Raw genomic sequence first — 20745 nt, forward strand, 5'->3', positions numbered from 1 at the left:
CACGACGTCTCGCGTTCGAACTTCCGAGCAAGAGAGTGTCTTCGGCAGTGCTCACGAGAATGGGTGACGTCGCGGTGCGGCGGCCACGACTGGTCGCCGCGATCGCGCTGGCGCTGATGGTGCTGTGCGGCGGCTTCGGCGCCGGGGCCGCCGCGCAGATGAAGTCGGGGGGCTTCGTCACCGGCGAACTGGACTCGGTGCGCGCGGGCCGCTATCTCGACGACCATTTCCCCGGCAGCCAGCCCAATTTCGTCCTGCGCCTGACCGCCGACGACGGCGCCGATTCGCCCGCCGCCAGGGACGCCGCCGACCGCGTCGTCGCGATACTGACCTCGACGCCGGGGGTCTTCAACGTGCAGTCGTACTGGACCAGCCGCGCCGATCTGCGCGCCGCGCTGCGCGGGCGGGACGGCGACCAGGGACTCGTCATCGCCGCGCTGTCCGGCGCCGAGCCCGGCCTGGCCGCCGCGCTCGCCGACCGGCTCAGCATCGACGCGGGGCCGGTGCGGGTGACGGCGGGCGGCGCGGGCGCCACCTTCGCCGACATGAACTCCCAGATCAGCCACGACCTGGTGGTGGCGGAGGCCGTCGCCATCCCGGTCACCGCGATCCTGCTGACGGTGGTCTTCGGCAGCGTCGTCGCGGCCGCGCTGCCGATCGTCATCGGCGTGTTCGCCGTGGCCGCCACGCTCGGGATCCTGCGGGTGCTCACCGCGTTCGCCGAGGTGTCGATCTTCGCGCTGAACATGACGACCGCGCTCGGCCTGGCGCTGGCCATCGACTACAGCCTCTTCATCGTCAGCCGCTACCGGGAGGAACTCGCCGCGGGAGCGAGTCCGCCGGTGGCGGTGCGCCGTTCGCTGCGGACCGCGGGCCACACGGTGCTCTACTCCGCGCTCGTCGTCGCCCTGTCGCTGGCGGCCCTGCTGATCTTCCCGCAGTACTTCTTCCGCTCCTTCGCCTACGCCGGGATCGCGGTGGTCGTCGCGGCGACCGCGGCCGCGCTCGTGGTCCTGCCCGCGCTGCTGATGCTGGTCGGCGACCGGATCCACGCCGGGGACGTGCGGGGACGGCTGCGGCGGTCCCGCCCCGATGCCGCACGGCCGCGGCGGGATCCGGCCGAGGCGTTCTGGTTCCGGCTGGCCACCCGGGTGATGCGACGGCCGCTGCCGGTCGCGCTGGCGACGACCGCGCTCCTGCTGCTGCTCTGTTCGCCGTTCCTCGGGGTGCGGCTGGGCTACCCCGACGACCGGACCCTGCCGCCGCAGGCGCCGAGCCGGGTCGTCGGCGACGTGCTGCGCACCCAGTTCGACGCGGACTTCGCGGCGAGCGCGACCGTCGTCCTTCCCGACTTCCGCGGCGCCCGGGCCGACGTGGGCGAGTACGCGCGGCGGTTGTCGAGTGTGCCCGGCGTCGTCGCGGTGCTCAGCGGCGACGCGGTGTGCCGCAACGGCCTTCGCGTCGCGGCGGGACTGCCGCACATGACGAACGAGGGCGGCGCCTACCTGACGGTCGCGACCAAGGTCGATCCCTATTCGGCCGCGGGCCGGTCACAGCTGGAGGCGCTGCGGGCGGTGCCCGCGCCCGCGCCCGCGCTGGTCACCGGGGCCGCCGCGCTCAACCACGATTCGGTCGCCGAGATCACCGGCAGGCTGCCGCTGGCGGGCGCGCTCATCGCGCTCACCACGCTGGTGCTGCTGTTCCTGTTCACCGGCAGCGTGGTCGTCGCGGTGAAGGCGCTGGTGCTCAACGTGCTCTCGCTGGCGGCGACCTTCGGTGCCATGGTGTGGGTCTTCCAGGAGGGGAACCTGTCGGGCCTGCTCGGCTTCACCCCGACCGGCACCCTGAACCTCGCGCTGCCGATCCTCATGTTCAGCCTGGCCTTCGGCGCCTCGATGGACTACGAGATCTTCCTGCTCTCCCGCATCCGCGAGGAATGGCTGGCCGGTCCGCCGACCGCCGCGGGCAACGCCCGCGCGGTCGCCCTCGGCATCGCGAGGACGGGCCGGATCTTCACCGCCGCCGCCCTGCTCATGAGCATCGTGTTCCTGGCCGTCGCCACCTCCGAGGTGTCCATGATGAAGCTGTTCGGCCTCGGCTGCGCGCTGGCCGTGGTCAGTGACGCCACGGTGATCCGCGGGCTGCTCGTCCCGGCGCTCATGCGGCTGGCGGGCACCTGGAACTGGTGGGCGCCCGGACCGCTGGCCCGGCTGCACCGCCGATTCGGCGTCCACGAGCCGCGGCCGTCGGCGCCGGTCGCGCCCCGGCCGCAGGGCCCGGTGCCCCGCGCGGGCGCGGACGTCTCGCGCTGCTGACGCCCTTTCGATTTTTTCGAATCGGCCTACGATGATGTGATGGCCCTCACACTTCGGGAACGAACCGTCGTCCCGCCCGACGATCTGGCCGACCTGGTCCGGCTGCTCGACGGGTTGCACGGCGACGACGACGCGAAGGCACAGCTGCTGTGTCCCGACGGCTCCCGGCTCGACATCCCGGACGCCGTCTACCGCCTGCTCAACGACGCCGTCGTCGCCCTGTCGAACGGCATCCCCGTCTCGGTGGCTCCGCACAACACGCTGCTGACCACCCAGGAAGCCGCCGACCTGCTCGACGTCTCCCGCCCCACGCTCGTGCGCCTGCTCGCCGCCCGCGAGATCCCCTTCTCCACCCGGGGCAGGCGCCGCCGCGTCCAGCTGCACGACCTCCTCGAGTACCGGGAGCGCGCCCGGGTCGGCCGCGACGTTCCCGACGCCGAGCCCGGCTAGCCGTTAACGCGACCGGCCCCGGAGTCGTATGGTCCAGGTATGCCGGATGCCTTCTACATGCCCGATCCCACCGACCCGAGCCGGTTCGTGTCGACGGAGCTGACCCGCGGCCCGTGGTCGCCGGACGCGCAGCACGCGGGTCCGCCGTCGGCGCTGCTCGGCCACGCGCTCGAGCGGTGTGCGCCACGGGAAGGGTTCCAGATCGGGCGGGTGGCGGTGGAGATCCTCGGGCCGGTCCCGCTCGCGCCGCTCACGGTGCGGACGCGCGTGGCCCGGCCGGGCCGCAGCGTCGAACTGCTCGAGGCGGAGCTGTCGACCGACCGCGGGCCGGTGATGCGGGCCAACGCCTGGCGGTTCAAGCTGGCCGATCCGCCGCTGGCCGTGCCCGCCGAGTTCCTGCCAAGCGGGATCCGCCCGCTGCCGGAGGCGGCCGAGCCGGTCCAGTTCCCCTCCGATCAGCCGGTCGGGTTCCACACCGGCATCGAATATCGTTTCGCCGAGGGCTCGTTCATGGCGATGGGTCCGGCGGTCTGCTGGATCCGGCTGAAGTACCCGATCGTCGCGGGCTCCGCCCCGAGCCCGCTGGAGCGCACCCTGGCCGCCGCCGATTCCGGCAACGGGGTCAGCTCGGTGCTCGACTGGTCGAAGTTCCTGTTCATCAACACCGATCTGACCGTCACCCTGCACCGGATGCCGGAGGGCGAGTGGGTCTGCCTCGACGCGGTCACCCACCCCCAGCCGCACGGCATCGGGCTGGCCGAGTCGCAGCTGTTCGACCAGTCCGGCCCGATCGGCCGCGGCACCCAGACCCTGCTGCTCGGCCCGCGCGGCTAGCCGGCCCGGCGCAGCGCGGCCACGTCGATCTGCTCGGTGCCGGTCATCGGCGCGCCCGCGCCGGTCTCGAGCAGCCCGCGCAGGCTGTCGGTGACGAACCCGTTCCACGCGTCGGCGCACACCTCGTAGCATTCGGCGCGCGGCGCCAGCCCGACGTGGGTGAACCGGATCTCGGTGCCGCCGGGACGCGGGGTGAGATCGAATTCGACGGTGGTGCCCTCCCATTCGGCGGTGTCGTCGACGAAGGCGAGGAAGGCGTCGGAGACCCGCCAGACCAGCCGTCTGCCCGGCTCGGCCTCGACCGTGGTCATCCGGCAGTGGTGCACCCCCGGCACGTCGAAGACGTAGGAGTCGCCGACGGTGCCGGAGCCGCCGTCGGCGGTGCGCGACCACCAGCCGCGCACGTCGTTGATCGCCGCCCATGCCTGGTCGGGCGTCCGGTCGACGGTGATGGTTCGGGTGAAGTCCTTGTCGCTCATGGTCTTTCCTCTCGGAGGTCGAGGTGGGTGCGCAGGGCGTCGAGCCGGTCGTCCCAGTCGCGGGCGAGCGCGGCGAGGAACTGCTGGGCGACCCGCATGGGTGCGGAGTGGAGCCGGTAGCGGACGCGGCGGCGTTCGCCGGGCTCCGGGATCACCAGGCCCGCTTCGGTGAGCAGGCCGAGGTGTTTGGCGATCGCCTGCCGGGTGATGGGCAGGCGATCGGCGAGGTCGGTCGCGGTGGCCGGTCCCCCGGACGCCAGTTCGGCGAGCACGGCGCGGCGGCTCGGGTCGGCCAGGGCGACGAAGACCTGTTCGGCGACGGCCTCGGTCTCAGGCCGCATCGAGGTACTCGACGAGTTCGCCGAGCTCGCTGCGCCAGCCGCCGGTGTTGCCCTCGACCGCCGTCGCGTGCTCCTCGGGCGGCAGCTGCGCGAATCCGCTCTCGACGACGGTGAGCCTGGTCCCGCCGCCGGCGGGCTCGAGCGTGAACTCGACGTAGGTGCGGCGCGGGTCGTCCTCGGGCAGACCGTAGATCTGCCAGGTGAAGCCGAACACCGACGGCTCCTCGACGCGTTCAACCCGCATGTTCGCGGTGTGCCCGTTGTCCCAGGACATCTGGGCGGCGCCGCCGGGCCGCAGGTCGATCCGGGCCTGCTGCCCGAACCAGGCCGACAGCCCGTCGGCGGTGGTGAGGGCGGCCCAGACGGCCGCCGGTGGATGCGCGAGCTCGACGGTGCGTTCGATGCGATCGGGGAATCCCATGACATCCTCCTTTATGGCAACCAATTGGTTGCAACAGAGCCTATGGCAACCGGTTGGTTGCGTCAAGGATTCGTCAGTGGCCGCCGGTCACCCGCATGCCGCGGGGCACCAGCAGGACCGCGATCACGGCGACCACCGCGACCAGCGCCGACGAGAGATAGGAGGTCGTCGTCAGCGCGACGTCGAAGGCGTGCGAGGAGGCGTCGAGCACCTGTGTCCGCGCGGGCTCCGGCAGGCCGTCGGCCACCTCGGCGGCGCCGCCGACCGAACCCGCGGCCTGCTCGGCCTGCGCCGGGGGCACGGGCAGGTCGGTCATGTTCTCCGTGAACAGCCGCGCGTGGATACTGCCGAGCAGCGCGACACCGAACCCGATGCCGACCTCGTAATTGGTCTCCTCGACCGCACCCGCCTGCCCCGCCCGCTCGGCGGGGACCGCCGCGACCAGCACCGCCGCGGCCGCGGTCACCGCCATACCGTCGCCGAGGCCGAAGGACACCAGCACCAGCGCCACCACCGGATAGCTGGTCGGTTCGGGGCTCAGCGCCAGCACGAGAAACCCCAGCGACAACGCGCCGAGCCCGATCCCGAGCACCGCGCGCACCCCGAAGCGGTGCATCAGGGCCGGCGTGGCGAGGGAGGCGGCCAGCAGCGTCAGCGCCGAGGGCAGCATGCGCACCCCGGCCTGGGAGGGGCTGTAGCCGTGGATGTACTGCAGCCACAGCGAGATCAGGAACATGGCGGCGCCGATGGCCATCATCGCCAGCAGCGTCGACAGGGCCGCGCCGGTGAACGCGCCGTTGCGGAACAGGCGCACGTCGAGCAGCGGATCGGCGCCGGCCAGCTGGCGGCGGGTGAACCAGGCCAGGGCGAGCACGCCGGCGCACAGGATCGCCCAATCGACGGCGGCGGCATCGCCTTTGGCGAGGTGCTTGAGGCCCCAGGCCAGGCTCACGATCCCGGCGATCGACAGCCCCGAGGACAGCCAGTCCAGCCCGCCGGCCTGCGGCGCCCGGTACTCCGGCAGCACCCACAGCCCGACCGCGACCGTCACCACCACCACCGGCACGTTCAGCCAGAACGCGGAGGCCCACCCGAAGTGCTCGACCAGGAATCCGCCGACGATCGGGCCAACCGTCGCCCCGACACCGGCGACGGCCGCCCAGATGCCGATGGCCATCGTGCGTTCCTTCTCGTCGTGGAAGATGGTGCGGATCAACGAGAGTGTCGAGGGCATGACCATCGCGCCGCCGACGCCGAGCAGCACGCGCCCGGCGATGAGCTGCGCCGAGCTGCCCGCGGTCGCCGCCACCACCGAGGCCAGGCCGAACAGCACGAAGCCGCACAGGAACAGCAGTTTCCGGCCGATCCGGTCACCGAGCGCGCCGGTGGTGATGAGCAGGCCGCCCAGGACGAGACCGTAGATGTCGATGATCCACAGCTGTTCCAGCGGCCCGACGTGCAGATCCTCGATCAGCGAGGGCAGCGCGATGTTGAGGATGGTGGCGTCCATGGCCACCAGCAGGAGGCTGGCGCACAGCACGCCGAGCATCACCCAGCGCACCGAGCCGTACGTCGTGCCCGAACCAGTCTCCATCGCCGCCTCGAATCCCGATCGCCTCCGGTGGCGGGTCGTTCGCGCCGCCCGCGAGCCCAACCTACCCAGCGGGCAGGGCCGCGGTGAGCAACGCGCGCGCGGCACGATCGGTGCGTTCGCGGTCGCCGGTGACGAGCCGGTCCTGCAGGATGCCGCGCATCCCCGAGATCAGCAGCGTCGCGACGACCTCCGGGTCGTCGATGCCGCCGATGCGCCGCAGCGCCGCGGCGAGTTCGCCGACGAAGACGGCGATCGCCTGCCGCGCGTAGTCCTGGTAGAGCGAGTCCGGCGCGCAGGCCGCCCCGAGCACCTGCAGCAGCACCCGGACGCTGCGCAGTTCCGGGCCGTCGGCGTTGCGGTCGAAGAAGCCGAGCAGCCGGGTGCGCAGCGCGGCCGCGTCGGCGATGTCGGCGAAGACGAGCGCGAGGTCGGGCCGCTGCGTGGCCAGGGCCTGGACCAGCAGTTCCTCCTTGGTGCCGAAGTAGTAGATCAGCATCCGTGAGCTGGTCCCGAGCGCCGCGGCGAGGGGTCGCAGGGACAGTTCGGCGAGGCCGCGCTCGGCGATGTAGTCGACGACACCGGCCAGCAACTCGGCCCTTCTGCGGTGATCCAGTGGACGTGCCATGGGTTGACTGTAGCGACTGCTACAGGTATCCATGTCGGCATGAATGTAGCGATCGCTTCAGAAACCCGGCGCGAGGTCGTGGTCACCGGATACGCCGCGACCACCGCGCTGGCCGACACCATGGACGAGACCTGGTCGCTGCTGCGCGCGGGCCGCAGCGGCATCCGCGCGCTTCCCGCCGCGTTCCTGGACGACCACGACCTGCCCGTCCGCATCGGCGGCACGCTGACCGCCTCGCCCGACGCCGGTCTCACGCGGGTCGAGCAGCGCAGGCACTCCTACGTCGAGCGGCTCGCGCTCACGCTGACCCGGCGGCTGTGGGCGTCCGCGGGCGCGCCCGAGGTCGACCCCGAGCGGCTCGCGGTGTCGGTCGGCACCGGGCTCGGCGGCGGCGACGCGCTGGTCGACGCGGTCGACGCGATGCGGGCGGGCGGGTACCGCAAGGTGTCGCCGCTGGCGGTACCCATGGTCATGCCGAACGGCCCCGCGGCGGTCGTCAGCCTGGAGATCGGCGCCCGGGCCGGGGCCTTCGCGCCGGTCTCGGCGTGTTCGTCGGGCTCGGAGGCCCTCGCGCAGGCGTGGCGGCTGATCGGCACCGGCGAGGCCGACATGGTCGTGGCGGGCGGGGTGGAGGGCCACATCCACGCGGTCCCGATCGCCGGTTTCGCCATGATGCGGGCGATGAGCACCCGCAACGACGAACCCGAACTCGCCTCCCGGCCGTTCGACCGGGCCAGGGACGGCTTCGTCTTCGGGGAGGCGGGCGCGCTGATGATCCTCGAGTCCGCGGAGCACGCGCGCGCCCGCGGCGCGGAGGTCCACGGCCGGGTACTCGGCGCGGGCATCACCTCCGACGCCTTCCACATCGTGGCCTCCGACCCCGCGGGCACCGGCGCCGCCCGCGCCATGCGCACGGCGATCCGGAACGCGGGGCTGTCACCGGCCGACATCGGTCACGTGAACGCGCACGCCACGTCGACCTCCCTCGGCGACGCCTCGGAGGCGGCGGCGATCGCCGCCGTCGTCCCGCACGCCTCGGTCTACGCGCCGAAGTCCGCGCTCGGGCATTCGATCGGGGCCGTCGGCGCGCTCGAGTCCCTGCTGACCGTGCTCACCCTGCGCGACCGAATCGTCCCGCCCACCCTCAATTTCGAGTCCGCCGATCCCGGCGTCGACCTCGACGTGGTGGCGGGCGCGGCGCGCGCCGAGCGCGCGGAGTACGCGGTCAGCAACTCGTTCGGCTTCGGCGGCCACAACGTCGCGCTGGCCTTCGGCCGCGCCTGACGGTTCAGGCGCGGCTCGAGATCTGCTGCACCGCCCAGCCGTTGCCGTCGGGGTCGGAGAAGAACAAGAAGCCCACGTTGTCGAGCGGGTCGGGCACCGGGTTCCGGTTCTCGCCGAGCACCTGGATGTCGCCGATCTGCAGGCCCCTGGCCCGCAACTCGGCCTGCGCCCGTGTGATGTCGGGGACGACCAGCTGCAGACCCTGCAGCGATCCCGGCGGCATCGCGGGCACGGCGCCCTTGCCGATGACGATGGAACAGCCCGATCCGGGCGGGGTCAGCTGCACGATGCGCGCGTCGTCGCCGAGCACGGTGTCGTGGTCGACGGCGAATCCCAGGATCCGCGCGTAGAAATCCTTGGCCCGGTCGATGTCCGACACGGGCACGATCACGACTTCCAGGGTCCAGTTCATCGATGCCTCGCTCCGGCTCGGCCCCCCGGCGGCCATCCTACGGACGGCGCTCCCAACGGAAGGCGAACTCGTCGGCCCGCGGGGCGGGTCCGGGAAGCCCCTCCTCGCCGGAGAGCCCGGCGATCATGACGGCCAGCAGCCGGCGGCGCAGTTCCCCGGTGCGCCGCGCGTCGGGCACCGACACCGCGGCGCAGGCCTCGAGCACCAGGCTCAGGTCGGTGGCGTTGACCTCCGGCCGGAGCCTGCCGGTGGCGTGCGCGCGGCGCACCAGTTCCTCGGTGACCTCGGCGGCGTGGACGACGTCGGGCACGATCGTCTCGTCCGGGGTGAAGGTGCCCGCCAGGTGCACGGTCAGCGAGTGGACGTCGGCCTCGACGACGCGTTCCAGGAAGCCGACCAGGCCCTGCCATCCGTCCGAATCCTCCAGCGCCGCATCGGCTTCGGCGTTGTAGCGGCGCAGGCCCTGGTGGCAGAGCGTGCGCAGCAACGCCTCCTTGCTCGGATACCGCCGGTAGAGCGCGCTGATACCGACCCCCGCCCGCTCGGCCACCGCCGCGATGGGCGCCCCCGGGTCGGCGAGGAACACCGCGCGGGCCGCCTCGAGGATGAGCCCGTCGTTGCGGGCGGCCTGCGCCTTGCGCCCCGGCAACCGGGGCTGATCTGCGGTTTCGATCTTCTCGGACATGACTTCAGCATACCACTTGAAACGGAATGATCCGTTCTGTTAGAGTTTGAACAGAACGAAGCATTCCGTTTCACAAGGAGAGATTCGATGAGCACCGTCACCCCCTTCCGCGTCGACATCCCCCAGTCCCGGCTCGACGATCTCGCCGACCGCCTCCGCCGCGCCCTGTGGCCCGACGAGCTGCCCGGCGTCGGCGACGCCTACGGCGTGCCCGCGGGCCGCGTCCGCGAGCTGACGCGGTACTGGCTCGAGGAGTTCGACTGGCGCGCCGTCGAATCCGAGCTCAACGCACACCCGCAGTTCACCACCGAGATCGACGGCGAGACCATCCACTTCCTGCACGTGCGGTCCTCCCGCCCGGACGCGACGCCGGTGATCCTCACCCACGGCTGGCCGGGTTCGATCGTCGAATACCTCGACGTCATCGGCCCGCTCACCGAGCCGGAGTCGCCCTCGGACCCCGCCTTCCACGTGGTCGTCCCCTCACTGCCCGGCTTCGGCTTCTCCGGACCCACCCGCAGCACCGGCTGGAACCGCTACCGCACCGCGAAGGCGTGGGCCGAGCTCATGGCGCGACTCGGTTACGAGCGCTACGGCGCCATCGGCAACGACGGCGGCTCCATGGTCTCCCCCGAGATCGGCCGCCACGACCCGGAGCACGTGATCGGCGTGCACGTCACCCAGCTGTTCTCCTTCCCCTCGGGCGACCCGGCCGAGTTCGAGGGCCTGTCCGAGGCGGACATGGCCGCGCTGGGCCACCTGCAGTGGTTCCACGAGAACAAGATGGCGTTCAACACCCTGCACAGCCAGCAGCCGCAGACCATCGCCTACGCCCTGGCGGACTCCCCCGTCGGCCTGCTCGGCTGGAACGCCCAGCTGTTCGGCGAGTCCCTCGACCCGCGCTTCGTCATCGCCAACGTGGCGATCTACTGGCTGACCGGCACCGCGGGCTCGTCGCTGCGCTTCTACTACGAGGACGCCCACGCCGCCGAGCACCCGGCCGAGCCGACCACGACGCCGACCGCCCTCGCCATGTTCGCCGGGGACTTCCAGTCGATCCGCCGCTTCGCCGAGCGCGATCACAAGAACATCGTGCGCTGGAACGCCTACGACACCGGGTCGGCCGCGGGCGGCGCGAACGACGCGGCGGGTCACTACGCCGCGCACGAGGCGCCCGAGGTCCTCGTCGCGGACATCCGGGAGTTCTTCGCCGGCCTGGCGTGAACGATCGGGCCGGCACACACCGCGGCCCGCCCGGAACCCGCCGCGGCCCACGCTCCCCTCATCGGCGCGTGGGACGCGGCGCGCCCCTGTCGAATCATGCACCAGCCCAGGATGTTACGTGCCAGTACCATCGAATCAATAATGCTGGTGCAGGGCCTCCCAGGCCGGGAACGGGTCCGGCAGGTCGCGCCAGCTCGCCTGCCCCGCGGCGTATTCGGCCTCGGTCAGCAGGGCGGCGTCGAGGGCGGCGCGAATGGCCGCGGCATCGATCCCGATGCCGATCAGCACGATCTCCTGGCCGCGCGGGAGTTCCAGCGCCGACCACCACGCGCCGGGCTCGAAGGTCAGATTGGGCCCCGCCTGCGACCAGATGACCGCGAGGTCGGGCCGGCTGGCGATCCAGCAGAACCCCTTGCTGCGCACGATCCCGCGCAGCGTCGCCAGGGCCGCTTCCAGTCGCAGCGGGTGGAACGGCCGGTCGGCGCGGTAGGTCGTGCTGCCGATGCCGTATTCCAGGGTCTCGGGGGTGTGACCGCCCGCGAGCTCCTCCTCCCAGCCCTCCGCGCCCGCCGCGACCACCGGGTCGTAGCGTCCGGTGCCGAGCACCTCGCCGAGGTCGACCACGCCGCGCTCGGTGCGCAGCACGCGCGCCCGCGGGTTCAGCCGCCGCACGGTCGCCTCGACCTTCGCCGCCGCGTCGGCGCTCACCAGGTCGGTCTTGTTGACCAGCAGCACGTCGGCGAATTCGACCTGGTCGACGAGCAGGTCGGCGATGGTGCGGGCGTCACCCTCCCCGGCTTCGAGCCGCCGGTCCGCCAGCGCCTCCCCGCGGACGAGTTCGGCCAGGAAGGTCGACGCGTCGACCACGGTGACCATCGTGTCGAGCCGGGCCAGGTCGCCGAGGCGGAACCCGTCCTCGAACTCCCAGTCGAAGGTGGCCGCCACCGGCATCGGCTCGGAGATGCCGGTCGACTCGATCACCAGCTGATCGAAGCGGCCCTGGCGGGCGAGCCGGGCGACCGCCTCGACGAGGTCCTCGCGCAGGGTGCAGCAGATGCAGCCGTTGGTCAGTTCGACGAGCTTCTCCTCGGTGCGGTCCAGGTGACCCTGGCCCGCGACGAGCGCGGCATCGATGTTGACCTCGCTCATGTCGTTGACGATCACCGCGACGCGGCGGCCGTCGCGGTTGGCGAGGATGTGGTTGAGCAGGGTGGTCTTGCCCGCACCGAGGAAGCCGGAGAGGACCGTGACGGGCAGGGACGGAGCGGGGGCTGAGGTGGTCACCAGTTAATGATAATGGTTTTCATTTGCCCTGCGCGGCTGGGTCCGCCCGGAACCCGGCCCGGCCGTAGGGTGGTCGGCGTGAAACTGCTTCCGCTGACCCCCGACGGCCGGACCCCCGTGCGCGCGCTGACCATCGCGGGCACCGATTCCGGCGGCGGCGCCGGCATCCAGGCCGACTCGCGCACGATGGCGCTGTGCGGCGTGCACGCCTGCGTCGCGGTGGCCGCGGTGACGGTGCAGAACTCGGTGGGCGTCAGCGCGTTCCACGAGATCCCGCCGGAGATCGTGGCCGGCCAGATCCGCACGGTGGTCACCGACATCGGCATCGGCGCGGCCAAGACCGGCATGCTCGCCTCCACCGCGATCATCACCGCGGTCGCCGAGACCTGCCGCGACCTCGGCATCGGGCGCGACGGGGACATCCCGCTGGTGGTCGACCCGGTCGCCGCCTCCATGCACGGCGACCCGCTGCTGCACGAGGAGGCCCTCGACGCCGTGCGGCACACCCTGTTCCCGCTGGCCACCGTGGTCACGCCGAATCTCGACGAGGTCCGGCTGATCACCGGCATCCAGGTGGTCGACGACGCGACCGCGCGCAAGGCCGCCGAGGCGCTGCACGCGCTCGGCCCGCGCTGGGCCATCGTGAAGGGCGGACACCTGCGGTCCTCGCAGTACAGCACCGACCTGCTCTACGACGGCGAGACCTTCCGCGAGTTCACCGCGCCGCGCATCGCCACCGGCAACGACCACGGCGGCGGCGACACCCTGGCCGCGGCCCTCACCTGCGCGCTGGCCAACGGCTACACCGTGCCCGACGCGCTCACGTTCGCCAAGGAGTGGACCTACCACTGCCTGGCCGCCTCCTACGACCTCGGCGCGGGCCACGGGCCGGTCTCCCCGCTGTGGCGGTTGCATTCCGCCCACTGAGCGGGAGTGGCGCCGCGTTTCTGTCGGTGTCCGGGTCCATACTGGGGACGTCGCAAACACCGCCGGTCCCGACGACGCGGCCGGCGAGAACAACGGAGTTCGCGTGCGCGCGGCGACAACTCTAGAGCGCGGAAACCGCCTCGCGCAGCGGCCGGTCCAAGTCGACGGCGATCCCGTTGGCCCGCCCGTGCGCGACCACCAGCGCCGAGATGCTCTGCGTCAGATAGTCGACGAAGGCGTCCTCCGACATCACCGACGACTCCCGCAGATTCGCGCCGAGCCACCAGTCGGTGGCCGAGGCCACCGCGCCGAAGGCGGTGTAGTTGGCCAGCTCGAGCCCGGCCACGTCGGCCTGGTCGCCCGGGATCAGGCCGACCATGAATTCGGCCGCGCGGCGCGCGGATTGGCGCGCCGACTGCAGCGCCCGCTCGCTCTCGCGCGCCTGCTGGGTGAAGTGGCTGTGCAGCATGAAGCGGAACACGTTGGGGTGCTCGCAGATCACCGTGACGTACTCGGCGGCCGCCCGGCGCAGCAGTTCGGCGACGGTGTCGTCGGTGAGGTCCATGCCGCCGAGCAGCTTCATCCACAGCAGGTCGCGCAGCCGGTCCACGATGGCGTTGTAGAGGTCGGTCTTGTCCTCGAAGTGCCGGTACAGCTTGGGCTTGGCCGCGCCCGCCTCGCGCGCGATGTCGCCCATGCTGACATCGGGCCCGACCCGGTCGAGCGCCCGGAAGGCCGCGTCGACGAATTCGGCGCGCACCTTCAGCCGGTGTTCGCGCCACCGCTCGGTCCGCGCGTCGACACGACGACCCGGCGCCCTCTCTACCGTCCGGGAACCTCGCGTCACGTTCCGGATAGTACCGCCGGGCCCGGCGTGACCGCCGTCGCATGCCACCGGCCCGCCCGCGACGGGCGGCGATTGCCGAATCAGCAACAAAACTTGCCAATCCACGATCCGCGCGCGCACCCTGGGGACAACCGACACCGCAGGAGGAACGAATGAGCGAGCCGACCACCACCGCCGAGGAATTCTGGGAGGGCTTCTACGGCGACCGCGAACAGGTCTGGACCGGCAACCCCAACCCGCTGCTGGTCCGCGAGGTCCCCGGGCTCACCCCCGGCACCGCGCTCGACCTGGGCTGCGGCGAGGGCGCCGACGCCATCTGGCTGGCGCACCAGGGCTGGCAGGTCACCGGCGTCGACGTCTCCTCGGTCGCGCTCACCCGGGCCGCCGCCCGCGCGCAGGCCGACGGCGTCACGGTCACCTGGCGCCGCCACGACCTGTTGCACGACTTCCCCGAGGGCACCTTCGACCTGGTCACCGCCCAGTTCCTGCACTCGCCGGTCGAGCGCTCCGGCGAACGCGACCAGATCCTCGCGAGCGCCGCCGCCGCGGTCGCCCCCGGCGGCCGCCTGCTCATCGGCGGCCACGCCGGCTGGCCGAGCTGGGTCACCGAACCGCCGCACATCGCCGAGTTCCCGACCATCGAGCAGGTCCTCGACCGCCTCGCCCTCGGCGCCGACTGGACGGTCGAGACCGCCGAACTCGTCGAGCGCCCGTCCACCAGCCCCGACGGCGTGGAGGGCACCCGCGCCGACAGCATCATCCGCCTGCGCCGCGGGACTCCCAGCTAGTTCACAGCGGGGGCCCAGCCGGGTGGGAGGCCCGCGGCCGAGGGTGGTCGCCATGACCGAGACCGACATCGCGGCCGCGCCGATCTCAGCGGCGGTCGAACGGCCACCCGTCCTCGACGTGGTGATCCCCGTATACAACGAAGAGACCGACCTCGGCCTGTGTGTCCGCAGGCTGCACGACTACCTGAACTCCGGCTTCCCGTTCACGGCGCGGATCACCGTCGCCGACAACGCCAGCACCGACGCGACCCTCGAGATCGCGCACCTGCTGGCCGGCGAACTCGACGGCGTCCGCGTGCTGCACCTGGACCGCAAGGGCCGCGGCCGGGCCCTGCGCGCGGCCTGGGAGGCGTCCGACGCCGCGGTCGTCGCCTATATGGACGTCGACCTGTCCACCGATCTGGACGCGCTGCTGCCGCTGGTCGCGCCACTGATCTCCGGGCACTCGGACCTGGCCATCGGCACCCGCCTCGACGCCGCGTCCCGGGTGGTGCGCGGGCCCAAGCGCGAGATCATCTCCCGCTGCTACAACCTGCTGCTGAAGGCCTCGCTGCGGGCCCACTTCTCCGACGCGCAGTGCGGGTTCAAGGCCATCCGCGGCGACGTCGCCCGTCGGCTGCTGCCGCTGGTGCAGGACGGTGAGTGGTTCTTCGACACCGAACTGCTCGTCCTGGCCGAGCGGGCGGGCCTGCGCATCCACGAGGTGCCGGTCGACTGGATCGACGATCCCGACAGCCGCGTCGACATCGTCGACACCGCCCGCAAGGACCTGCTCGGCATCGGCCGCCTCACCCGCGCGCTCGCCACCGGCGCCCTGCCCCTGGACGAGCTGCGACGCAGCGTCGGCCGGGAGCCGCTGGTGCCCGGGGTGCCGCTGGGCATGGTCGGCCAGGCGGTGCGGTTCGGGATCGTCGGTGTCGCCTCGACGCTGGCCTACGTGCTGCTGTATCTGCTGATCCAGCCGATGCTCGGCGCCCAGGGCGCGAATCTGGCCGCGCTGCTGATCACCGCGATCGGGAACACTGCGGCGAACCGCGCCTTCACCTTCGGGGTGCGCGGGCCCGCCGGGGCCGTGGCGCACCAGTTCCAGGGCCTGGTGATCTTCGCGGTCGGGCTGCTCATGACCAGCGGCTCGCTGTTCGCCCTGCACCGCTGGCTCCCCGACGCCGCCGTCCACGTCGAGCTCGCGGTGCTGATCGTCGCCAACCTCCTGGCCACGCTGACCCGCTTCGTCGGCCTGCGCTGGGTGTTCCGGGACGCGGGCGCGCGGGCGGAGGCCGCTCGGTGACCGCGACCCTCGCCCCGCCGGAGAACCGGCCCGCCGCGCCCGCCCCGCGGCCGACCGCGCGCTGGGAGTACCCGGCGCTGGCGGCGGTGCTGATCGGCACCGCCGTCTCCTACCTCGTCAACCTCTCCGCCAACGGCTGGGCCAACGCCTTCTACGCGGCGGCGGTGCAGGCGGGTTCGCGGTCCTGGAAGGCCGCCTTCTTCGGGTCCTCCGACGCCGCCAACTCCATCACCGTCGACAAGCCGCCTGCCTCGCTGTGGGTGATGGAGCTGTCGGTGCGCCTGTTCGGACTCGACAGCTGGGCCATGCTGGTGCCGCAGGTGCTGATGGCGGTGGCGACCGCGGCCCTGCTCTGGGCCACGGTGCGCAGGCCGTTCGGTCCGGTGGGCGGGGTGGCCGCCGCGCTCGTCTTCGCGGTGACCCCCGTGGTGACCGTGATGTTCCGGTTCAACAACCCCGACGCGCTGCTGGTGCTGCTCATGGTCGCCGCGGCCTGGGCGACGACCCGCGCGATCGCCGACGGCCGGTGGCGCTGGCTCGTCCTGACCGGCGTGTTCGTCGGCCTCGGCTTCCTCACCAAGCAGTTGCAGGTCCTGCTGGTCGTCCCGCCGCTGGCGCTGGCCTACCTGGTCGCCGGGCCGCCACGGCTCGGCAAGCGTCTCGCGCAGCTCGTCGCCGCGGCGGCCGCGATGGTGGCCTCCGCGGGCTGGTGGCTGCTCACGGTGGAACTCTGGCCCGCCGACTCGCGACCGTGGATCGGCGGCTCGCACGAGAATTCGATCATCGAATTGACCCTCGGCTACAACGGTCTCGGCCGGCTCAACGGCAACGAGCGCGGCAGCGTGGTGCCCGGCGGCGACCTGCCCGGCGGCGGTGGCGGCGGTGGCGGCGGCATGTGGGGCAGTACCGGGATCACCCGGCTGTTCGAGCCCGCGCAGGGCGGTCAGATCGCCTGGCTCCTCCCCGGCGCGCTGGTGGCGCTGGTCGCCGGGCTCGTGCTGTGCGGACGTGCGGCCCGGACCGACGCGCGCCGCGGCGCGCTCGTCCTCTGGGGCGGTTGGCTGCTGGTGACCGGGCTGGTCTTCAGCTTCATGGCGGGCATCTTCCACGCCTACTACACGGTGGCGCTGGCACCCGCGGTGGCGGCGTTGATCGGCGCGGGCGTCGCCCTGTTCGTCTCGGCCAGGGACCGCCTGTGGGTGCGGCTGAGCGCGGCCCTCGCGCTCGGCGCGACCACCGCGACGGCGTGGATCCTGTTGTCCCGCACCGCGTCCTTCGTGCCGTGGCTGCGCTGGGCCATCCTGGCGATCGGCGTGCTGGTGACCATCGCGATCGCGTTCCCGCTGACCCGCAGGGCCTTCGCCGCCGTGGCGCTGGCGGCCGCGTTCGTCGGGCTCTCGGGCCCGATCGCCTACTCCGTCCAGACGATCGGCACCGGACACGCGGGCGCGATGCCCTCGGCCGGGCCGAATGCCGGTGGGATGCACGGATTTCCGCGCCCCGGCGGCGACGGACGCGGCACGGACGCTCGCGGCGACGGCGGTAGCCGGCAGGGTGACGGCGGCGGGAACAGTCCCTTCGGCGGGCCCGGCGGCGGCACGATGCCGGGCGGAGGCACCGAACCCGGCGGCATGACACCCGGGGGTCCCGCGATGCCCGGCGGCGCCGCCGGCCCCGGTGACGGCCGGGAGATGGGCGGCATGGGCGGCCTGCTGAACGCGGGGACCCCCAGCGCCCGCGTCACCGCCCTGCTCGAGGCCGACAGCGACTCCTACACCTGGGTCGCGGCGGCCGTCGGCGCCAACAACGCCGCAGGCTATCAGCTCGCCACCGAGGACCCGGTCATGCCGATCGGCGGCTTCAACGGCAGCGATCCCTCCCCCACCCTGGAACAGTTCCAGCGCTATGTCGCCGAGGGCAGGATCCACTACTTCATCGGTGGCGGCGGCGGGATGCGCGGCGGGGAGAACTCGACGAGTTCGGCGATCACCGCCTGGGTGACCGCCACCTTCACCGCCCGAGAGGTCGACGGGGTCACCCTCTACGACCTGACGGCGACGAGATAGCGGGGACGACGTCACCGGCGTTCGGCCCGGCCTCTTCCACGGGGCCGGGCCGACTCACCGGCGGACCGTCAGTTCCCGGCGGATCCGCAGGGCACCACCCACCGCCACCGTCAGCACATGGGCAACCGACCGCCCGATGACGACCCGATCGGGACAGCGACGGCGGGTGGCCCGGCCGGCCGGCCCGATCAGATCGACGGCATGAGGGCGTTGTGCAGGGTGGCCGACCACTGGTCGACGACGCGTTTGCGGCGGGAGGAGTCGTCGGTGAGGACGTCGGCCAGGCCGAGGCCGCGGGCCAGGTCGAGGGTGGCGACGACCAGGTTGTGCGCCACGGGATCGGAGTCGTCGACCCCGAGGGCCTCGACGGCGCGGCGGTGGGCGATGCGGCCGAAGCGGGCCTCCAGCGGGACGATGCGTTCGCGAAGGGCGGGGTCCGCGGCGGCGTGGGTCCAGACCTGCAGGGCCGCCTTGAACAGCGGCGAGGTGTAGGACTCGACCAGGCCGGAGACGACGGCGCGGGTGCGGCCCGCGCCCTCGGCGATGGCCGCGACCGCGGCGGACTCGGCCTTGGCCTGTTCCATCCTCGTGTCGAACATGTACTCGAGCGCGGCGGTGATGAGGTCTTCCCTGGTCGGGAAGTGGTGCTGGGCGGCGCCACGCGACACCCCGGCCCGCTCGGCGACCACCGACACCGTCGCGGCGGCCCAGCCCATTTCGGCCAGGCAGTCGATGGTCGCCTCGAGCAGCCGCTGCCGGGTGGCCCGGCTGCGGTCCTGCTTGGGTTCGTGGGGTGTCGCCATGGGTCCCTATTGTGCCCAGCTGGGCGGGCGCTTCTGCAGGAAGGCCGTCATGCCCTCGATCACCTCGGGCGTCCCGAAGAAGCTCGCGGACCGCTTCGCCAGGTCCTCGGCCTCGGCGTCGATGCCCGCCAGCATCGCCGCGTTGGCCAGCTTCTTGGACTCGGCAAGGCCCTGCGGGGAACCTTTGCGCAGTTCACCGGCGAGCCGGGCCACCTCGGCGGCGGTGTCCTCGGTGGCGACGGTGACCAGCCCGATGTCCGTGGCGGTGGCGGCGTCGAACTTCTCGCCGGTCAGGTAGTAGCGGCTCGCCGCGCGGGCGGTGAGCCGCGGCAGCAGGGTCAGCGAGATCATGAACGGCGCCATGCCGATCCGCACCTCGGTGAGGGCGAAGCTGCTGCCCGGTCCGGCCACGACGAGATCGCACGCGGCGATGATGCCCATCCCGCCGGCCCGGACGTTGCCGTCGATCTTCGCGATGACCGGCTTGGGCGCGGCGACCAGCCCGCGCAGCACGTCGATCATCACCCGGGTGCGCTGGTCGGCCTCCGCGGCCGGATCGGTCCCGGCGGCCTCGCTCAGATCGGCGCCCGCGCAGAAGGTGTTGCCGGTGTGGGTGAGAACGATGCCGCGCACGGCCGGATCGGCCACCGCCGCCTCGATCCCGGCCACGAGCTCCCGGACCAGCTTGGACGACAGCGCGTTCCGGTTGTGCGGCGAGTCGAAGGTCAGGGTGGCGAATCCCGGATAGTCGCCGCCGACCTCGTAACGCACGTACGGATCGTTCTCACTCATGCGGTTCCTCTTGGTGTCGTTTCGGCGCGAAGCGCCGGTCTCGGCCGCCTCGATTCTGTAGTGACGGAGCGATGGAGCGCAGCGAGACCCCGCGCGCCCCGGCGCGCCACTAGTACGACTTCGGCAGCCCGAGCGAGTGCTGGGCGACGAAGTTGAGGATCATCTCCCGGCTGACCGGCGCGATGCGGGCGATACGGGCGGCGCCGAGCATGGCGGACAGGCCGACGTCGGCGGTGAGGCCGGAGCCGCCGAAGGTCTGGATGGCCTGGTCGAGGGAGCGGATGCTGGCCTCGCCCGCGGCGTACTTGGCCATGTTGGCGGCCTCGGCGGCGCCGAACTCGTCGCCCGCGTCGTAGAGCGTGGCGGCCTTCTGCATCATCAGCTTGGCCTGCTCCAGCTCGATCTTGACCTGGGCCAGCGGGTGCGCGATGCCCTGGTGCGCGCCGATGACGGTCTTCCAGACCTGGCGCTCCTTGGCGTATTCCACCGCGCGGGCGATGGCGTAGCGGCCCATGCCGACGGCCATGGCCGCGCCCATGATGCGCTCCGGGTTCAGGCCGGCGAACAGCTGCATCAGGGCGGCGTCCTCCCTGCCGACCAGCGCGCTGGAGGGCAGCCGCACGTCGTCGAGGAACAGCGTGTACTGGTGGTCCGGCTCGATGATGTCCATCTCCTGCCGGGTCTTGTTGAACCCGGGGGCGTCGGTGGGGACGATGAACAACGCGGGCTTGAGCTTGCCGGTCTTGTGGTCGGCGGTGCGGGACACGATCAGCACCGCTTCGGCCTGGTCGACGCCGGAGATGAAGATCTTGCGGCCGTTGAGGATCCAGTCGTCACCGTCGCGGCGCGCGGTGGTGGTGATCTGGTGCGAGTTGGAGCCCGCGTCCGGCTCGGTGATGCCGAAGACCATCTTGGCCGAGCCGTCGGCGAGGCGCGGCAGCCATTCCTGCTTCTGCGCGTCGGTGCCGTACTTGGTGATGATGGTGCCGCAGATGGCCGGGGAGACGACCATCAGCAGCAGGCCCGCGCCCTGGGCGGCGAGTTCCTCCATCACCAGCGCCAGCTCGTACATGCCCGCGCCACCGCCGCCGTACTCCTCGGGCAGGTTGACGCCGAGGAACCCGAGCTTGCCCGCCTCGTTCCACAGTTCGGTGAGCGGCTCGTTCTTCCGGGCCAGCGGCAGGACGTAGTCCTGGTAGTTGTATTTGGCAGCCAGCGCGGCGACCGCTTCGCGCAGCGCCTTACGTTCGTCGGACTCGATGAAGCTCATCACTCACTCCTGTGTC

General features: G+C 72.2%; 21 protein-coding genes. 9 read left to right on the plus strand and 12 right to left on the minus strand.

Going from position 1 to position 20745, the window contains the following annotated elements; translation table 11 throughout:
* Window positions 1-59 precede the first annotated feature (59 nt).
* The 3 genes from ON36_RS26170 to ON36_RS26180 are packed head-to-tail and all read left to right on the plus strand — an operon-like array spanning window position 60 to window position 3599.
* Window positions 60-2315, plus strand: a complete 2256-nt coding sequence (locus ON36_RS26170; RefSeq protein WP_245558207.1) for an MMPL family transporter — start codon at window positions 60-62, stop codon at window positions 2313-2315.
* 39 nt (window positions 2316-2354) lie between these two features.
* A complete protein-coding gene (locus ON36_RS26175) occupies window positions 2355-2765 on the plus strand; it encodes a helix-turn-helix domain-containing protein (RefSeq protein ID WP_052314363.1) in 411 nt (136 codons plus the stop codon).
* Between the two features lie 39 nt (window positions 2766-2804).
* Window positions 2805-3599, plus strand: a complete 795-nt coding sequence (locus tag ON36_RS26180) for a thioesterase family protein (protein WP_043658847.1) — start codon at window positions 2805-2807, stop codon at window positions 3597-3599.
* Here ON36_RS26180 and ON36_RS26185 read toward each other — a convergent pair.
* The 5 genes from ON36_RS26185 to ON36_RS26205 form a co-directional block, all read right to left on the minus strand.
* Complete coding sequence (locus tag ON36_RS26185; protein WP_043658849.1) at window positions 3596-4078, minus strand: SRPBCC family protein; 483 nt, start codon at window positions 4076-4078, stop codon at window positions 3596-3598. The genes ON36_RS26180 and ON36_RS26185 overlap by 4 nt on opposite strands.
* On the minus strand, window positions 4075-4419 hold the full coding sequence (locus tag ON36_RS26190) for an ArsR/SmtB family transcription factor (RefSeq protein WP_043658851.1): 345 nt from the start codon (window positions 4417-4419) through the stop codon (window positions 4075-4077). The genes ON36_RS26185 and ON36_RS26190 overlap by 4 nt, the downstream gene beginning before the upstream one ends.
* Window positions 4409-4840: an SRPBCC domain-containing protein gene (locus ON36_RS26195; RefSeq protein WP_043658853.1), complete on the minus strand. Its 432-nt coding sequence runs from the start codon at window positions 4838-4840 to the stop codon at window positions 4409-4411. The genes ON36_RS26190 and ON36_RS26195 overlap by 11 nt, the downstream gene beginning before the upstream one ends.
* A gap of 73 nt (window positions 4841-4913) precedes the next feature.
* Window positions 4914-6434, minus strand: coding sequence for an MFS transporter (locus ON36_RS26200; protein ID WP_043658854.1), 1521 nt, complete (start codon window positions 6432-6434; stop codon window positions 4914-4916).
* Window positions 6435-6495: 61 nt separating this feature from the next.
* Window positions 6496-7059, minus strand: coding sequence for a TetR/AcrR family transcriptional regulator (locus ON36_RS26205; RefSeq protein ID WP_043658856.1), 564 nt, complete (start codon window positions 7057-7059; stop codon window positions 6496-6498).
* Between the two features lie 39 nt (window positions 7060-7098).
* Between ON36_RS26205 and ON36_RS26210 the strand changes: the two genes are divergently transcribed.
* Window positions 7099-8343 (plus strand): KasA/KasB family beta-ketoacyl-ACP synthase, encoded by a 1245-nt coding sequence (locus tag ON36_RS26210; protein WP_043658858.1) that lies wholly within the window; start codon window positions 7099-7101, stop codon window positions 8341-8343.
* 4 nt (window positions 8344-8347) lie between these two features.
* On the opposite strand, the gene ON36_RS26215 is transcribed toward ON36_RS26210, so the two are convergent.
* Together ON36_RS26215 and ON36_RS26220 are read right to left on the minus strand one after the other, a co-directional pair.
* Entirely contained in the window at window positions 8348-8755 is a 408-nt protein-coding gene (locus ON36_RS26215; protein ID WP_043658860.1) for a VOC family protein, read from the minus strand.
* Window positions 8756-8792: 37 nt separating this feature from the next.
* Window positions 8793-9440: a TetR/AcrR family transcriptional regulator gene (locus ON36_RS26220; protein WP_043658862.1), complete on the minus strand. Its 648-nt coding sequence runs from the start codon at window positions 9438-9440 to the stop codon at window positions 8793-8795.
* 87 nt (window positions 9441-9527) lie between these two features.
* On the opposite strand from ON36_RS26220, the gene ON36_RS26225 reads away from it, so the two are divergent.
* Window positions 9528-10664: an epoxide hydrolase family protein gene (locus tag ON36_RS26225; protein ID WP_043658864.1), complete on the plus strand. Its 1137-nt coding sequence runs from the start codon at window positions 9528-9530 to the stop codon at window positions 10662-10664.
* Between the two features lie 135 nt (window positions 10665-10799).
* Here ON36_RS26225 and ON36_RS26230 read toward each other — a convergent pair whose 3' ends face one another.
* A complete protein-coding gene (locus ON36_RS26230; RefSeq protein WP_043658866.1) occupies window positions 10800-11948 on the minus strand; it encodes a GTP-binding protein in 1149 nt (382 codons plus the stop codon).
* A gap of 78 nt (window positions 11949-12026) precedes the next feature.
* On the opposite strand from ON36_RS26230, the gene thiD reads away from it, so the two are divergent.
* A complete protein-coding gene (gene thiD, locus ON36_RS26235) occupies window positions 12027-12875 on the plus strand; it encodes a bifunctional hydroxymethylpyrimidine kinase/phosphomethylpyrimidine kinase (protein WP_043658973.1) in 849 nt (282 codons plus the stop codon).
* Window positions 12876-12996: 121 nt separating this feature from the next.
* On the opposite strand, the gene ON36_RS26240 is transcribed toward thiD, so the two are convergent.
* Window positions 12997-13722, minus strand: coding sequence for a TetR/AcrR family transcriptional regulator (locus ON36_RS26240; RefSeq protein WP_043658867.1), 726 nt, complete (start codon window positions 13720-13722; stop codon window positions 12997-12999).
* 152 nt (window positions 13723-13874) lie between these two features.
* Here ON36_RS26240 and ON36_RS26245 point away from each other — a divergent pair, with 152 nt between their 5' ends.
* From ON36_RS26245 to ON36_RS26255, 3 genes are read left to right on the plus strand one after another with little or no spacing between them, the layout of a single operon-like run.
* The gene (locus ON36_RS26245; RefSeq protein ID WP_043658869.1) at window positions 13875-14510 is read left to right on the plus strand and encodes a class I SAM-dependent methyltransferase; all 636 of its coding nucleotides are present in this window, start codon (window positions 13875-13877) and stop codon (window positions 14508-14510) included.
* Window positions 14511-14562: 52 nt separating this feature from the next.
* Window positions 14563-15798: a bifunctional glycosyltransferase family 2/GtrA family protein gene (locus ON36_RS26250; RefSeq protein ID WP_043658870.1), complete on the plus strand. Its 1236-nt coding sequence runs from the start codon at window positions 14563-14565 to the stop codon at window positions 15796-15798.
* Window positions 15795-17864 (plus strand): glycosyltransferase family 39 protein, encoded by a 2070-nt coding sequence (locus tag ON36_RS26255; protein ID WP_043658872.1) that lies wholly within the window; start codon window positions 15795-15797, stop codon window positions 17862-17864. The genes ON36_RS26250 and ON36_RS26255 overlap by 4 nt, the downstream gene beginning before the upstream one ends.
* Before the next feature lie 188 nt (window positions 17865-18052).
* Here ON36_RS26255 and ON36_RS26260 read toward each other — a convergent pair whose 3' ends face one another.
* The 3 genes from ON36_RS26260 to ON36_RS26270 form a co-directional block, all read right to left on the minus strand.
* Window positions 18053-18667, minus strand: coding sequence for a TetR/AcrR family transcriptional regulator (locus ON36_RS26260; protein WP_043658874.1), 615 nt, complete (start codon window positions 18665-18667; stop codon window positions 18053-18055).
* Window positions 18668-18673: 6 nt separating this feature from the next.
* A complete protein-coding gene (locus tag ON36_RS26265; RefSeq protein WP_043658875.1) occupies window positions 18674-19459 on the minus strand; it encodes an enoyl-CoA hydratase family protein in 786 nt (261 codons plus the stop codon).
* A 109-nt stretch (window positions 19460-19568) separates the two neighbouring features.
* Window positions 19569-20729 carry an acyl-CoA dehydrogenase family protein gene (locus ON36_RS26270; protein ID WP_043658876.1) on the minus strand — a complete coding sequence of 387 codons (1161 nt, stop codon included), beginning with the start codon at window positions 20727-20729 and terminating at the stop codon, window positions 19569-19571.
* Window positions 20730-20745: the final 16 nt, after the last annotated feature.

It is taken from the genome of Nocardia thailandica NBRC 100428, assembly GCF_000308795.1.
GTDB classification, from domain to species: domain Bacteria; phylum Actinomycetota; class Actinomycetes; order Mycobacteriales; family Mycobacteriaceae; genus Nocardia; species Nocardia thailandica.